The organism is Erysipelothrix sp. P66, assembly GCF_038682365.1.
Taxonomy (GTDB): Bacteria; Bacillota_I; Bacilli_A; order Erysipelotrichales; family Erysipelotrichaceae; genus Erysipelothrix; species Erysipelothrix piscisicarius.
Genome location: NZ_CP152290.1, coordinates 49919 through 64498 on the forward strand (window position 1 = coordinate 49919; position 14580 = coordinate 64498).

Genomic DNA, 14580 nt, shown 5'->3' on the forward strand with positions numbered 1-14580 from the left:
AGAATCCACACTTTATAATTCGGATTTGGTATGATGAATAGGGTGATAAATATGGAACTATCAATCTTAAACTGGATACAGACTTTGCGCACACCGATGTTGGATCGTTTTTTTGCGCTCTTTACATCATTGGGTGATCATGGTGAGATTTGGTTTATCATTTTAATAATCTTATTTATAATGAAAAAAACACGTAAAATCGCAATTTTAGGGCTCATTGCGCTTGCGATAGAAGTGGTCTTAATTAGCGGCATTATTAAACCAATAGTCATGCGTCCTCGACCTTTTTACGCTAATCCCGTAGATTTAATCATCTCGGTTCCGAGAGGATCGTCCTTTCCTTCAGGCCATGCAGCCAGTTCATTTGCGGTTGCAATGATTCTGTACTTTAATCATATTAAATACAAGCCTATTTATCTCACTTTAGCGATTCTCATGGCATTTTCAAGGCTTTATGCTTATGTTCATTATCCATCGGATGTTTTGGTAGGGACGTTGTTGGGTATTCTAATCGCATATGAGGTTACGAAATATCAGGATGAACTCTTTAAAATCATGAATTCAATTCTAATTAAAATAGGTATAAAAAAAGAAATAGCTCCTTAAAGGCTATTTCTTTTTTTTACAAGAAACGTTTGCATGAGCGCTTCGCGCTTTTGCAGATAACCATGATCTTCACGAGTTGGATGAACGCGATGAGCAAGTAATATCATGGCTCGATTATCATGAAAAACAAGAAGCGGTCCTGTGAATCCAGTATGATAACAGGCATCGATATCGTTATAGACGTATCGGTTCCAACCGTACGAACGCGAATTAATATTTGTGCTTCGAATTTGCTCATAGGATTTTGATGATAAAAGGCGAGAATCGGAAGTAAGCATTGCTTCCATAAATCGTTTTAGGTCGGGTAATGTAGAAAAAAGACCGGCATTGCCAGCAATGCCCCCACAATTTCGCGCCGTTTCGTCGTGGACAACACCTTGGAGTAGGCCATATTTTTCCGTTAACTCCGTGGGAATACACCGTTCAGTCTGTCTCGGATTAAATGTTGTGTTCGTCATCTCGAGGGGATTAAAAATAGATTTAGAGAAGCTCTGGTTCAAATCGGTGTCTACTGCTTCAATAAGGTATCCAAGGATTAAAAAATTAATACAAGAGTAAATGGTTTCTTGATTTGGGGCATTGATGAGATCGTCACAATTCATCACGCTTAAGTAAATTTGTTCACGGTTCATTTCAGAACGTCCTTTAACACTTGGAGCCAAACCTGAACGATGAAGCAAACAGTGTGATATGGTAATTTCAGGATTTTTAAAATCGTTAATGTATGTTTGGATGGGTTCATCCAAGGAGAGTACTTTTTCATCGCAAAGTTGAAGGATGCGCGTTGTTGTGAATAATTTGGTGATTGATGCCACATCAAATTGGTGCGTTTCTTCAAGTTTTTGACCTTCAAATGTTGTGGTGCCATAAATCGTCTCGGTCCAGATGCCATTTTCATAGACGGCAAAGGCAAGTCCACTGACATATCCATCATCGACGAGTTGATGTGCTTGATTCATAAACAGATCCATTAGAATACTGCTTTGAGGATGTCAGCGGGTGTTTCAAGAACAAAATCAATTTCATCCATTCCTTCCATCGAAACATTACCCCAACTTGCCAGTCCAAAAGCCATTCCAGCGGCCTTAGCAGCTTGATAATCAAAAATACTATCTCCAACATATAAAGCGCGGTTGGGCGTGATATCAAGCATTTCTGCACAGACAAGAAGGGGTTCGGGGTGTGGTTTATGATGTTGTGTATCTCCGGATAACACAACAGCGTTAAAATAACCATCCATTCCGTTTTCCACCACATCAATATCATACTGTAAGCGACGTTTTGATGACGCGACACCTTGCTTAACGATGCCATCAAGAGATTCGAGTACAAATTCAATACCGTCAAACAACGTTGCAGGATGTGGATATTCATTCACATATTGAACCCAACGTGGATAGACATCTGTCGAAATGCCTAATGCTTTTAAAACACCATGCCCGTCATAACATGTTAAGTGAATCAATTCATCATAAGTCATATGAATTCCGAGCTCCTCTTCAACAATTTTCATTAATGGGTAAAGGTTCATGTCAAATGTGTTTACGACCGTCCCATCGAGATCGTAGATAACTGCATCATAGTTCATAAGCTTCCTCACTTTTTATTCTATTATACATGATTTAGGATACGGGAGTTTGGACAAATAATGAACGATTTGAAATCAAAAAGAACGAAAATGTATCGAAAACGTGATTTTTGTTCATCAAAAGCGAAACACTATGAAAAATGTGAGAAAGGAGTGGGGTGAATTCCTATTATTTGTAACGTATAATAAACTAGGAATGGAGTCGATACTTATGAAAAAACGAATTACCTTATTATTATTATGTATTGTATTACTAACAGGTTGTGGCGCAAAGACAAAATCTGAGGAAACACTTGAAGCTAAAACCCTAACAACAAAAGACGTGGAACTTCTTAAAAAACATGGTTTGGATGTTACTGAAAATAATGAAGTCAAGGTTGATAAAGATGGAAACATGGTCTTTATGGTTGATGAGAAGGAAGTCAGAGTTCCATTTACATTATTGGATGATAAAGACGGCGATCAGAAAATAACGGATGTTTTGAAGGAACAAAAAGAAGCATCGAAAAAAGAGACTGACGCAAAAAAGGATTCAAAAAAAGACACAAAAAAAGATTCCAAAAAAGAATCGAAATCAGAAGCATCTAAAGAAACTAAAAACGAAGTGAAAAAAGAATCTGAGAAAAAACAAGAGAAACCGTCTGAGAAGAAGGAACCAACGGTAACCTATCGTGAAGCGAAAGATTATGAATCCATTGCATTTTCTGAGGAATACCGCGAAGATGCATCAATGAATAAAGGTGAAAGTTACGTTCAACGTGATGGAGAAAACGGCAAGAAAGAAATTGTCTACAGCGTCAAGGTTGTGGATGGTGTGGATTCAGAATGGACTGTGAAAAGTTCCTCAGTCGTTAAACATCCTGTTAATAAGATTATTGTGAATGGAACGTATGAAGCACGGGGATCAATGAGTGATGGTTATGCAACTGAGGTTTATAATCTCATTAACGCAAAGCGTCGTGCTAACGGTTTAAGCAATTTAACTTGGTCAAATAGCCTTTATAATTCAGCTCAAATAAGAGCAAAAGAGATTTCTGTTCTGTTTGAACACACTCGTCCGAATGGGCAATCGGTGTTATCAATGGCAAATGATATCAATGGTGAAAACATTGTATACGGTCGTATTGATATGGATTTCTTAGTGAACTTATGGATGAACTCTCCAGGACATTACAGTAATATCATGAACGACTTTAATTACACAGCGACAGCTGTTTATATTGAAGATGGTTATGCATACGCAGTACAACTCTTTGGATACTAGTAAAAAAGCGTACTTCTCATGTTGAGAAATACGCTTTTATTATGTTTTATGCGAGACGACCGGTAGCTTCAAGATAAAGGTTTGTAAAGTAGTTTACGGAAATTGGTGCAAGAAGCAGGCTCAGAGCATGGTCAAGTATATTTCCTTGCGCTGTGCCTGGCCCAAATATTGAATCCAAGAGTGTTTTAAATAAAAATTGGATAAAGACAAGGGCAAGGGTAAAACCGAAAATGCGTAAACGGTATCCTTTGCTGATTTCAAAACACTTTTCAAAAAGATTATGATCGTCTGGGAAATCCACAAGCACAAAACTAAGAATTGATAAAGGAATTGCGATATAAATACCAGGAACAAGTAAAAGAACAAGTCCAATTGTAATTGCAAGCGCAGAAAGTAAATAAAATTTGAGTGCCCGTCCCCAATCAACATACGCTGCAACTTGTTTTACAAGGTCCCAATTCAGTTCCGCATCTTCAAGACGACTGAAGAAAACAACCATCTCCACCAGACCATGGAGGAGCATCGATACCAGTCCAATTAAAATCAGGATTACTGCTGAGATGAAGGGGTTGACCCCAAAATCTAGAAATCCAAGTGCAAATGGAATTAATAGGATGAAAACTGAAATAATAAAAATTTGTAAATAATTATGAAGTAGACTTTTCTTTGTCATAAGTTCTCCTTTATTTTTGTGTTTGAATATGGTCTATGAGTTTCGTAGCGTGGTTGGGATCGATGCGATAGACTTTTCGATCAACAACAAGCTTATCGTCAAAGACTGAAAGCTTCATGTGATTTTTGTCCTTAAATATGAGCTCCATATCATCCTTCGTATCAGGCTGTGATATCTGGCGTGTAGAACCCTTTAGTTCAAGAGATTTTAAGAGCGTGATGCTCTCTAAAATACGATTTGCATCGTGAGTAGTGATTTCAGTCTCTTTGGATTTGTAAGTGATTGATTCAACCTGTGTTGGATCAATAGATTGGAGTTTTCCTTTTGATAAGTAATTGGGAAGACCCATCAGGACTAAAACACCGATACAAACAATAAAGACGATGATTCTTGAATTTTTTTTCATGTTTCCCCCTTTACATCAATTATAACGGATTTGAATAGCAAAATGTTGCGGTATCATATTTTGAACATTTTGGAATGTGGGGAGGTAAAATAAAAAACCACTGGAAGGTGGTTTGAAATTTAATATGGTGGAGATGGCGAGAGTCGAACTCGCGTCCAAGAAGTGTTCCACATTCGAATGTCTACAGTTTAGTCTGTTTCTAAATAATCAAAGTTCAAGCTCCAGACAAACCTTCCTTTGATGTGCTCTAAAATTTTCGTGGCATACACCGAGCAGTGCTGGCCCTTATTCTTTGTGAGTGAGTTGATATCGTTTGCCCAAAGACCAAACGCCCGATATCAGGCTGCAGCGTTAAACGCTAATTAAGCAGCGAATTGTAAACTGTTGTTTCCAGTTAATTTTTTTTAGCTATTAGGTAGCAACTCCACTGCAATTCGAATCAAACGAAATCCTGTCGAAACCATGACATCCCCAGGACCACCATTATAACAATATTTCCGTAAAACTACAATAATTAGACGTTATCGAAGCACTTTTTAAAAGATACAAGATAGTGTATTATAGATGGAGAAATAGAGGGACAAAATCATGAATAGAGAAGTTTTAAGAGATAAAAAACGTATTGTGGTGAAAGTAGGGTCATCATCCCTTACGCATAAAGAATCAGGAGACTTAAATTTTCGTAAACTCGAGCAACTCGTCCGAGTTTTGGCTGACTTAAAAAGCCAAGGTAAAGAAGTTGTGCTTGTGTCTTCTGGAGCACAAGCAGTTGGTCGAAAGGCATTAAATCTATCTCAGATCCCCGATAAAATGGCCAAGAAGCAAGCACTAGCCGCGATTGGTCAAGCGAAGCTAATGATGACCTATCAGCGATTGTTTGCGGAGTACAATCAAGTGGTTGCGCAAGTGTTACTTACAAAACATACAATGTTTAAAGAAGAAAGTCGCAACAACGCCAAAAATACTTTTCATGAACTTTTAGAAATGGGTGTTATTCCGATTGTGAATGAAAATGATACCGTAGCTACTCATGAGATTGAGTTTGGGGATAATGACCATCTCAGTGCGTTTGTACTTGCGATGATTGACGCGGATTTGCTTATTATTCTTTCGGATATTGATGGGTTTTATACGGATGATCCATCACAAAATGAAGATGCGCGACTCATCGAATATGTGGAGAAAATTGATGAACGTCATCTGAAAATGGGGAAAGAAACAAGTTCTTCCGCTGTTGGTACGGGTGGCATGAGTGCCAAGATTGATGCAGGTCGCATTGTAACCAGTTCCGGAGCAGATATGGTCTTGGCAAACGGGAAAGACGTGAATATACTTCATCAAATTCTTGATGGGGAAGTAGTTGGAACTTATTTTAAAGCAAATAAATCAGAATCATTTGATTTAGAAGCTTATTTGTAGGAGGAACGATGAAAGAAATTGGAATTAACGCAAAAGAAGCATCGCGCTCGCTTGCACTTCTGACACAAGAACAGAAGAATAAAGCACTTAAACATATTGGCGATGATTTATTAGGACAAGCTAATGTAATTATCGAAGCGAATCAATTGGATTTGGAAGCGGCAGATCAAAATGGAATTACTGGCGCATTGCGTGATCGCTTAATTTTAAATCAAGCACGCATTGAAGCGATGGTACAAGGTCTAAATGAACTTACGCTGTTAAAGGATCCAGTTGGTGAAGTTTTAGAGGTTTTAGAACCTGAAAATGGATTGTACATTGAAAGAGTATCCGTACCACTGGGTGTTATTGGGATTATTTATGAATCAAGACCCAATGTAACGGTCGATGCTTTTGGTTTATGTTTTAAAAGTGGTAATGCGGTTGTATTAAAAGGTGGAAAAGAAGCGATACATACCAATATAGAACTTGAACGAATTGTTCGTAACAGCTTGACGGATTTAAATATAAATCCCAACTGTGTCCAAGTTATTAAAGATACACGTCGTGAAGTAACGACCCAACTTATGAAACTTAATAAATATATCGATGTCTTGATTCCACGAGGGAGCGCGGGCTTGATTCGTGCCGTTGTGGAAAACAGTACCATACCCGTTATTGAGACGGGGGCAGGGAATTGTCATATTTATGTTGATCACGATGCGGATGTATCGATGGCTTTAGATATTATTGAAAACGCGAAATGTCAGAGATTGGGTGTGTGCAATACGATGGAGTCTTTAGTTGTTCATAAAGATATTGCACCAACATTTTTACCTTTATTAGTGAATAAGCTTTCTCATGTTGTTTATCATGGGGATTTGGTTGCGTGTGAAATTGTGGATACAATGGTACTCGCAGATGAGGATGATTTTAGAAAAGAGTATTTGGATCTAGAAATGTCGGTTAAGGTTGTGGATTCTTTAGAAGAAGCGATTGCGCATATTAATTTCTATAATACTAAGCATTCAGAAGCGATCATTACAAATAATGAGCAAACGGCTCAACGCTTTACGCAAGAAGTGGATGCATCTACAGTGTATGTGAATGCATCAACACGCTTTACAGACGGCTCACAGTTTGGTTTTGGGGCTGAGATAGGCATTAGTACTCAAAAGTTGCATGCGCGTGGTCCTATGGGCTTAAAACAGCTTACATCGTATAAATATATCGTAAAAGGAAAGGGTCAGACACGTGTCTGACCCTTTTAATTATTTATCGAGTGTTGTCATTAAAGAACGATCATAGAAAGTACTTCTACGAGATAGTTCTGCATTAAAGGTCTCAAGACCATCACGTTCAACCAGTGTTGGTTCTTTTGAGAACAAATCAGTACCCAAACCAAGACGGTGGCCTTCGATCTCGACACCCATTGCGGAAAGTGTTGTCGGGAAGAAATCAACGGGGGAAAATGCACGGTTATGAGTTTCTGCGGATTTTTGAGGTGCATTGAGAATTAGGTTAAAGACCGTGCGTTGATAGCTCGGATCAAAATGCTCAAAGAATTTTTTATCCATACTCAAGTGATCACCCGTGATTAGAATGGTTGTGTCTTTATAGAAGGGCTGCGCTTGAATCCAACGAACAAACTTAACAGTTTCTGCTTGTGAGAATTGAATTACGTTTGCATATTGAGAATCGTGTGGTGTGGGTGCGCCTTCTTGTAAGTAGCCATCAGGAAAGTGTGTATCGGCTGTTTCCATGGTGAAATTAAACGGTTTTCCAGTTGTGGAAAGACGTGTTATTTCATCTTTTGCAAAGCGATACAGTTTATCATCCTCATAGCCCCACCATACTTGATAGTCTTGCGGAATAAGTCCCTCACTTCGCGCATGGTTTAAATCGAATATATTAAACCCACCGTGAGAAGTAAAGTAAGTTGTAAGCCCTCCAAAATCAGCATCAGCCCCAAACATAATGGTTTGTTCGTATCCTTGATCATGAAGAATATCTCCAATACCGCGAGCACCCGGTAAGAAATATCCCGATTTACCGTAGTCTTGACCTTCTGCTGGAACTTTTAAAGGAATTCCCATTCCCATATTAACCATTGCTGCGACAGACCATCCGGATCCATATGTTTGATAGGGTCCTCCAAAGGTGTCATTGTGAGAAAAACTCATCCCCTCTTTCGCAAGTTCAGTCATCTCTGGCATCAAATTCACATCCATGTGTCCACCTAATTCTTTAGGTAGGTAAGAGTTCTCCACAGATTCAACATAAATATGAATTAGATTGCGTTTTTTTTCTGGAAAATGAAGTATATCATCGCTCGGTTTGACGTAATTTGACTCAATATAGGGAGATTTACTTGCAACTGAAGTTGCGACTTCATCCAGTCGTAATCGTTTTACGCCATACACAGTCCCCAATAAAGCAACTACAATTCCAATGATTAAAGTTGATGTACGCAATTGCTGAGCGGTAAATACTTCGCGTCGGTGTTTTCTAAAAATATGTAAGTCCTTTTTGTTTAAGAGGACAAGAACAAATATAATAGCAACCAGAGCAGTCTTTACGATTGGTTTTAATAATTGAACCATAACACTATCTCCGGTTCCTTTGACTGGTGAGATAAGGTTAAAGATGAACTGCTCAGGTGTGAGTGCACCAAAGAAAGCTGTAAACCAACGTGAAAAGAAGAAAAATGCAACACCGATCACAATTAGTATGACAAGAATACTATTTACAATACGGTAACTCCGTGCACGAACATATTCTCCAGGAATAAAAATAATCGTATTATTGATAATCGCTTGAAGAAACATGAAGAGTAATCCTACAGGAATTGAAACAAGCACAAACTTAAGTGCAAAGCTTAAAGTATAAGCACTGCTTAATAAAACTTGAGGCTTCTCCAAACCAAAGCGTATGAATAATATCGTTACAGCATTAACAAGAATGCCATAACCTAAAAGATTAAGCCAAAAGGATTGTTTCTGATGTTCCTGATTCATTAAATACGTGCTTAATAAACCAAAACACAAAGCAATCAAACAATATGTCGTTATTTGTATAATCATCATGATACCTCGAATCTATCTAAACAAAGGATACAATAGGAATCCAAAGCACACAAGATGAAATTGTCTAGAAAATAGAAAAAGAGCCCTTTGGCTCTTTTATCCTTGTTTATCTTTAAGAATTGTAGCGTGTGAAGCAGCGTGAATTGCCTCAGCAAATCCATGCGTATCAAGTGCACGAACACCTTCGATTGTTGTGCCACCAGGCGAACATACACGATCAACAAGGACATCTGCCGGTTCGCCACTTTGACTTAAATAATCTGCACTTCCTGAAACTGCAGCACAGGTAATTCTAAGGGCGGTCTCATAATCAAAGCCTTCTTCAAGTACTGACTTCGCAAGTTCATCGATAAATTTAAATACAAATGCAGGAGAGCTCCCAGCTATCCCAATAAAACCACTAAATTGTGATTCAGGGATGGATACAAACCCACCGAGTGCATCGAAAATATCTTGAACTTCAGTTAAAGCTTCAGGAGATACCATCGTATTATGACAAACTGCAGAGATCCCACGTTGAATCGCAACATTCAAGTTAGGCATAACTCTTATGATTGGTATGGGACCAGATAAGGATTCAATATCCTTAAGGGTCTTTTTAGCCGCAATTGAAACTAAGGTTTGATGATCTAATACGGGCTTAATTTCATTGAGTACTGTTTCAAACATTTCCGGTTTAACAGATAGAAATAGTAAATCGACACTTTGCGCACAGTCACGATTTGATTTACATGCATGGACGCCGAGTGCAGATGCTTTATCACAAGTTGACTCGTAGGTTCTTCCACTAATATAGATCGAATCCTTATTCTCAATACCATTTATGATCGCGTTAGCCATATTACCAACGCCGATAAAACCGATTTTCATAATTCACCTCATAGAGACTAAAACAAGTCTTCTTTATACATTACACGGTGCACCTGCTGTACCCACTTCTTAAACTCTACGAAATACTCATCATTTTTCACAAACTGAGGACGATGGAGTTCACCATACACGCCTTGTTCATAACGGTTTCGCACGTTGTGATTGGCTTGGGTCGGTGCAATATCTTCAATACAATTTACAGTATAACTTAAATCAGAATTTGCACTGCAAATATAAATGCTTGCAGGATCAACGATGTTCATAGTTGAAAGTTTATCCATGGTTAAAAATGTTTGCCCTTCAATTTGTGGCATATAGTACTGAATAATATGCTGCACGAGGAAAGTATGAAGTGACAAATCGAAATCATCACCGATTAACGTACTGCCCATCAATGCATCAAAAAGGGCAAAAATCTTATTCACAAAATCATAAGTTCCCGAAGGGAAATCCCCATAGGGGATGGTGTAATTCCCTTCTATTCCTTTCTTTACGACTTTTAACTCATAATCCCATAAATCTTTTCCCTTATGGGTAAAGGCATAATATGCTTCAATGACATTAGGAAAAAGTGTCACCAACATATTACTTAATAAGGGCTGAGCCTTTTCGAAAGCGAGCTTGCCAATTGGATCATGGGTTCCTGTAAAAGGGGTGATATTGTTATCAGTAAAGAAATTAAAATATGCTTGATGATCGTAATAGGGTTCAACACCAATATGCATACGACGGATAAACATACATACATCGAGCAACGTATACTTAATCGCAATTTTATAAACGGATTGACGTTCAATAATGAAGTTTAAAATTGACAACATGGTGTGTTCACCGTAATACGTATCATAGAGATTTTGGATTACTGGAATGTCTTTGGTTAGAATCATACCTCGTCCAAATGAAAAGTCTGTAGGCGATGCCGTAAAAATAATGATAGCTCGATTATTAATGCGTTTAAAGAGGCTTTCACTCACAATTTCTTGATATTGATTGAAAACAATTTCGTAAACAAATACCTGGCCATCAAGGATCATTTCATACGCTAAAACCATATTGTCTTGTGCGAAAATACGGTAGTGACGTTTTGCCTCCTCACGAAGGTTGAAATATTCAATTGAAGGATGATCATATTTTGGATGATCACGTGTTTCAAGTAAATGATTTAGGTAAAGACCGTTATTCATTTTTCGTAAAAACGCAAAGGAAAGCAAGAGTGATGATTTACCCGAGGCATTATCACCATAAATGTAGATACGCGGTTTTACAGTACCACGTTTGTTTTTAAACTCGATTCGCAAATCTTTATAACATCTAAAATTCTTTAGAGTTAGACTACCAAACATTTAAAGACCTCACAGTTTTAAGTATTTATCCATCCAGTTGGTAATTTCTTCAAGTCGTTTGATACGAGCTTTTGGTTTACCATTACGTGAAAGTCCGTGGTTTTCTCCACGCAACCAAACAAAACGCGTATCCACGCCATTTTCTTTGAGATATGTGAAGAATTGCATACCTTGTTCGATTGGACAGCGATAATCTTCATCAGAGTGAATAAAGAGTAACGGTGTTTTCACGTTGCGAGCATATTTTAGTGGTGATTGATTCCACATCTTTTCAGTATCTTCAAGGGGATCTGCTGCCGTTTGATCATCAGCGAAATAGAATCCAATATCTGAAGTCCCATAGAATGAAATCCAATTTGAAATTGAGCGTTGGGTTGCTGCACATTTAAAGCGATTTGTATGACCAACAATCCAGTTTGTCATAAATCCGCCATAAGAACCTCCAGTTACCCCGACGCGCTTCGGATCAATAGCGTAGCGATCCAAGACGATATCTGTAAACTTCATCAGATCAGCATAGTCAACATCACCATAACGACCAAAGATATCCATAAATTCATTTCCATAGACATCACCGCCGCGTGGGTTTGTAAAGAAGACAATATAACCTTTATTTGCCCAAACTTGCATTTCATGATAGAAAACATCAGAATAAATAGTTTTTGGTCCGCCATGAATATCTAAGATGGCGGGATATGATGAAGTTGGGTCGTAATCTTGAGGTAAAAGGACCCAACCATCAAGCAACTGACCATCATGAGTATATTCAAAGTGTTCGGGTTTTGCGATGAAGGTATCTTTTAAAATAGACTGATTAAATTCCGAAACCATTGTGACTGCATTGTTAGCGAGGTCAAGTCGATAAAGTTCTTGAAGATTATTATTGTAAAGACCAATACCGTAAAACTCATCATTATATTTAATCCAACCATCAAGACTACCGGGTGCATCAAATGCACGTTTGATGGATGTTCCATCAAAACTATAAAGCACTGTTCGATCACGATATGTTCCTACAAAATAATACACATCATCAACAACACGACTTGTAATGGAATCTACGTAGCGGACATCACTTCCAATGGACCCCCAGGCACTTAAACCGAAATCTTGAACCTTGATAAGTGCGTTGTGGGTAATTTGATAGAGATCGCCATTTTGATTGATACCATAATCGTTTAAATTACTACCGAATGCATAAATTGTTTGATGAATCATAAATACGGAACTGAATGAAAAATTATGTTGCGTATACAGTGCTGTCTCTTCATTTTTCGTAAAATCATAAAGATAGATATCTTGATAGAAATCCGGTTTACCTGTTGCAACTTCACGAGCATAAATCATGCATTGTTTTTCTTTATCAAAATGATAGAGTGAAATATCTTCGTTTTTATCTGAGAGGGCGACATAACGGTCTTCATCAATCGTATAAATAAACAACTGACTTCGTTTGGCTTGGTTAAAACCGCCGCCATTTGAGTAGAAAGGGATTTCTTCGAAGACTTCGAAAAATGAACTGGATTCTACTTCTGTGTTATATTTTGATCGCGCATCATCATCGCCATCAAGGAATACATGATCGGTGACACTTAAACTTCCTGAAAGTAATAAATGATTCTCATCAATGACTTTCAAAGATCCTACTGGAAATTTAAACGTGTAGGCATGATTCAGTTCACCTGAGTGAATATCGTAACGATAAAAGACTGAATGTTTAGCTTTTATTGCTTCTTTTTCAGATTCTAAGCGCGCTAAAGGGAGTAAAAGGGTATTATCCGTTTCCCAAAAATAACGTGAATCATTTCCTAAATCAAAAATTCGTTTGTGTGTTAATCCGTCGGAAAGATAGAGATCGTGAACATAATCGTTTTCATCATAACGTCCAACCGATTTAATAAATGCCATGTGTTTCTTAGCAGGACTTGTTGTAAGTGAAGCCAAATAAGTATAATTCAAAAAATCTTTTAATTCTAATTGTTTCATATGTGTCACTCCTTTTTAGAATTATATCACAATCATACCGAACAGATACGTTTTAGCACAAAAAAAGAAGTTGGTGTCACCAACTTCAAAGCAATACATATTTAAGAGTGCATCACTTAAAACGTTGTTCTTTTAAAGGGATAAATAAGCGTAGCACAGGAACCATTACCGCTGCTACAATACCTACAGCAAACCCCGTATTATAGAGGTTCATACCAGCATGTAACGAACCGGAATTTAAAACAACTGAGGAATTTATAAATCCAGCGACAATACCCCAAATAAATCCAAAGTCACCAGCTATTGGAGCCAGCGCGGTGCTAAATAAGGCGCCAAGTAAAACGGCAGGCTGATCTAATGACCAACTTTTCGTAAGACCGCCAAGATACACACCAATAAATATCGGGGTGATATTTCTCCAATGCTTCCCAGCCCCTGAAAACCCAATGATGGTAAGGATGCCCCCAATATTCGGTCCGTTAAGTGCACCTTTCGCAACCACGAGCACAAAGAATAAAGCTAAGAATCCGTTCACGGACATATTAATTAAAACGGCACCGAGGCCATATTTTTTATAAAAATCATTATCCCCATGACCGGTTTCACGAAGTAATTGGCGGTATTTTCTAAAAGCGTCATGATCACTGAGCCAACCGATATAGAAAAGCAAGAGAAACAAAATCGACAATACAACGGCAGAGGGAATTGTGTATTCTGTCGTTACGATTAATCGCTTATAAGGGACATAGCCATACGATTTCATAATCGAAACATAGAGGGTACTCATAATTCCAACCGCAAACCCAATATTCGCAAGACTATAACCATCGTGAACTTTATATAGAGAGCGTGCTACGGGTTTAATCGTAAAACCAATTGAAAGTCCAACTGTAATACTTAGAATCAGCCGTAAGTATAGAGGGAGATTGACGACAAACATTAATTCACTAACAATTGGAGAAAAGCTTGTCGCCAGTAAAGAGATATGGACAATATCTTTGTAAGCTTCTTTGGTTACAAGCGCATAAAGATAAGTACCAATGAGTATCGGAATAATATTGACAATGTTTTTACCAAACAATCCGAAACTTAACATAAGCATAATTGAGGCTATGACCGAGCCTGAAAACTCGGTCTCAGAATACATAATGATTAAAACGGAAATAAGCGTGATTAGACCAGCATTAAATAAAGCTGCACCAACGCCGCCGATTGCGAAATAATCGGTAATCAAAATATCTGACTGAACAATGATCTGAATCATTCCAGAAAAAATGGTTGCGGGTGAATCAAGAACAAATGCAGAGCCAATAAGTAAAATACTTAAATATAAGAAAAGCCGGTTTGTTTGATTACGCAT

At 37.9% G+C, this 14580-nt stretch carries 13 protein-coding genes and 1 other RNA gene; 4 read left to right on the plus strand and 10 right to left on the minus strand.

Annotated elements, in window-relative coordinates:
• The first annotated feature begins 51 nt into the window (after positions 1-51).
• Positions 52-606 carry a phosphatase PAP2 family protein gene (locus AAG186_RS00230; RefSeq protein ID WP_161636924.1) on the plus strand — a complete coding sequence of 185 codons (555 nt, stop codon included), beginning with the start codon at positions 52-54 and terminating at the stop codon, positions 604-606.
• On the opposite strand, the gene AAG186_RS00235 is transcribed toward AAG186_RS00230, so the two are convergent.
• Both AAG186_RS00235 and AAG186_RS00240 read right to left on the minus strand, forming a co-directional pair.
• Entirely contained in the window at positions 603-1577 is a 975-nt protein-coding gene (locus tag AAG186_RS00235) for a serine hydrolase domain-containing protein (protein WP_342621731.1), read from the minus strand. The genes AAG186_RS00230 and AAG186_RS00235 overlap by 4 nt on opposite strands.
• On the minus strand, positions 1577-2194 hold the full coding sequence (locus tag AAG186_RS00240; RefSeq protein WP_161636926.1) for an HAD family hydrolase: 618 nt from the start codon (positions 2192-2194) through the stop codon (positions 1577-1579). The genes AAG186_RS00235 and AAG186_RS00240 overlap by 1 nt, the downstream gene beginning before the upstream one ends.
• Before the next feature lie 211 nt (positions 2195-2405).
• Here AAG186_RS00240 and AAG186_RS00245 point away from each other — a divergent pair, with 211 nt between their 5' ends.
• Positions 2406-3458, plus strand: a complete 1053-nt coding sequence (locus tag AAG186_RS00245; protein ID WP_342621734.1) for a G5 domain-containing protein — start codon at positions 2406-2408, stop codon at positions 3456-3458.
• A gap of 46 nt (positions 3459-3504) precedes the next feature.
• On the opposite strand, the gene AAG186_RS00250 is transcribed toward AAG186_RS00245, so the two are convergent.
• The 3 genes from AAG186_RS00250 to ssrA all read right to left on the minus strand — a co-directional run bounded on the left by AAG186_RS00250 (position 3505) and on the right by ssrA (position 5010).
• Entirely contained in the window at positions 3505-4131 is a 627-nt protein-coding gene (locus AAG186_RS00250) for a hypothetical protein (protein WP_200542949.1), read from the minus strand.
• 10 nt (positions 4132-4141) lie between these two features.
• The gene (locus AAG186_RS00255; RefSeq protein WP_161636929.1) at positions 4142-4537 is read right to left on the minus strand and encodes a hypothetical protein; all 396 of its coding nucleotides are present in this window, start codon (positions 4535-4537) and stop codon (positions 4142-4144) included.
• Positions 4538-4662: 125 nt separating this feature from the next.
• Positions 4663-5010: a transfer-messenger RNA gene (gene ssrA, locus AAG186_RS00260) on the minus strand.
• 115 nt (positions 5011-5125) lie between these two features.
• Here ssrA and proB point away from each other — a divergent pair.
• Positions 5126-5956 carry a glutamate 5-kinase gene (proB, locus tag AAG186_RS00265; protein WP_161636930.1) on the plus strand — a complete coding sequence of 277 codons (831 nt, stop codon included), beginning with the start codon at positions 5126-5128 and terminating at the stop codon, positions 5954-5956.
• An 8-nt stretch (positions 5957-5964) separates the two neighbouring features.
• Positions 5965-7197, plus strand: coding sequence for a glutamate-5-semialdehyde dehydrogenase (locus tag AAG186_RS00270; protein WP_342621736.1), 1233 nt, complete (start codon positions 5965-5967; stop codon positions 7195-7197).
• A gap of 9 nt (positions 7198-7206) precedes the next feature.
• On the opposite strand, the gene AAG186_RS00275 is transcribed toward AAG186_RS00270, so the two are convergent.
• The 5 genes from AAG186_RS00275 to AAG186_RS00295 all read right to left on the minus strand — a co-directional run bounded on the left by AAG186_RS00275 (position 7207) and on the right by AAG186_RS00295 (position 14580).
• Positions 7207-9021, minus strand: a complete 1815-nt coding sequence (locus AAG186_RS00275) for a sulfatase-like hydrolase/transferase (RefSeq protein WP_342621738.1) — start codon at positions 9019-9021, stop codon at positions 7207-7209.
• Positions 9022-9117: 96 nt separating this feature from the next.
• Positions 9118-9891, minus strand: coding sequence for a pyrroline-5-carboxylate reductase (gene proC / locus AAG186_RS00280; protein WP_342621740.1), 774 nt, complete (start codon positions 9889-9891; stop codon positions 9118-9120).
• A gap of 17 nt (positions 9892-9908) precedes the next feature.
• The gene (locus AAG186_RS00285; protein WP_200542947.1) at positions 9909-11234 is read right to left on the minus strand and encodes an AAA family ATPase; all 1326 of its coding nucleotides are present in this window, start codon (positions 11232-11234) and stop codon (positions 9909-9911) included.
• Positions 11235-11243: 9 nt separating this feature from the next.
• Positions 11244-13220 carry a S9 family peptidase gene (locus AAG186_RS00290; RefSeq protein ID WP_342621743.1) on the minus strand — a complete coding sequence of 659 codons (1977 nt, stop codon included), beginning with the start codon at positions 13218-13220 and terminating at the stop codon, positions 11244-11246.
• Between the two features lie 112 nt (positions 13221-13332).
• Positions 13333-14580, minus strand: coding sequence for a DUF1576 domain-containing protein (locus AAG186_RS00295; protein ID WP_342621745.1), 1248 nt, complete (start codon positions 14578-14580; stop codon positions 13333-13335).

What these genes read in the sequence shown, in the direction of transcription:
- AAG186_RS00230 (WP_161636924.1), top strand. Translation starts at nt 52, where the DNA reads ATGGAACTATCAATCTTAAACTGGATACAGACTTTGCGCACACCGATG.
- AAG186_RS00235 (WP_342621731.1), bottom strand. Translation starts at nt 1,577, where the DNA reads ATGGATCTGTTTATGAATCAAGCACATCAACTCGTCGATGATGGATAT.
- AAG186_RS00240 (WP_161636926.1), bottom strand. Translation starts at nt 2,194, where the DNA reads ATGAACTATGATGCAGTTATCTACGATCTCGATGGGACGGTCGTAAAC.
- AAG186_RS00245 (WP_342621734.1), top strand. Translation starts at nt 2,406, where the DNA reads ATGAAAAAACGAATTACCTTATTATTATTATGTATTGTATTACTAACA.
- AAG186_RS00250 (WP_200542949.1), bottom strand. Translation starts at nt 4,131, where the DNA reads ATGACAAAGAAAAGTCTACTTCATAATTATTTACAAATTTTTATTATT.
- AAG186_RS00255 (WP_161636929.1), bottom strand. Translation starts at nt 4,537, where the DNA reads ATGAAAAAAAATTCAAGAATCATCGTCTTTATTGTTTGTATCGGTGTT.
- proB (WP_161636930.1), top strand. Translation starts at nt 5,126, where the DNA reads ATGAATAGAGAAGTTTTAAGAGATAAAAAACGTATTGTGGTGAAAGTA.
- AAG186_RS00270 (WP_342621736.1), top strand. Translation starts at nt 5,965, where the DNA reads ATGAAAGAAATTGGAATTAACGCAAAAGAAGCATCGCGCTCGCTTGCA.
- AAG186_RS00275 (WP_342621738.1), bottom strand. Translation starts at nt 9,021, where the DNA reads ATGATGATTATACAAATAACGACATATTGTTTGATTGCTTTGTGTTTT.
- proC (WP_342621740.1), bottom strand. Translation starts at nt 9,891, where the DNA reads ATGAAAATCGGTTTTATCGGCGTTGGTAATATGGCTAACGCGATCATA.
- AAG186_RS00285 (WP_200542947.1), bottom strand. Translation starts at nt 11,234, where the DNA reads ATGTTTGGTAGTCTAACTCTAAAGAATTTTAGATGTTATAAAGATTTG.
- AAG186_RS00290 (WP_342621743.1), bottom strand. Translation starts at nt 13,220, where the DNA reads ATGAAACAATTAGAATTAAAAGATTTTTTGAATTATACTTATTTGGCT.
- AAG186_RS00295 (WP_342621745.1), bottom strand. Translation starts at nt 14,580, where the DNA reads ATGCGTAATCAAACAAACCGGCTTTTCTTATATTTAAGTATTTTACTT.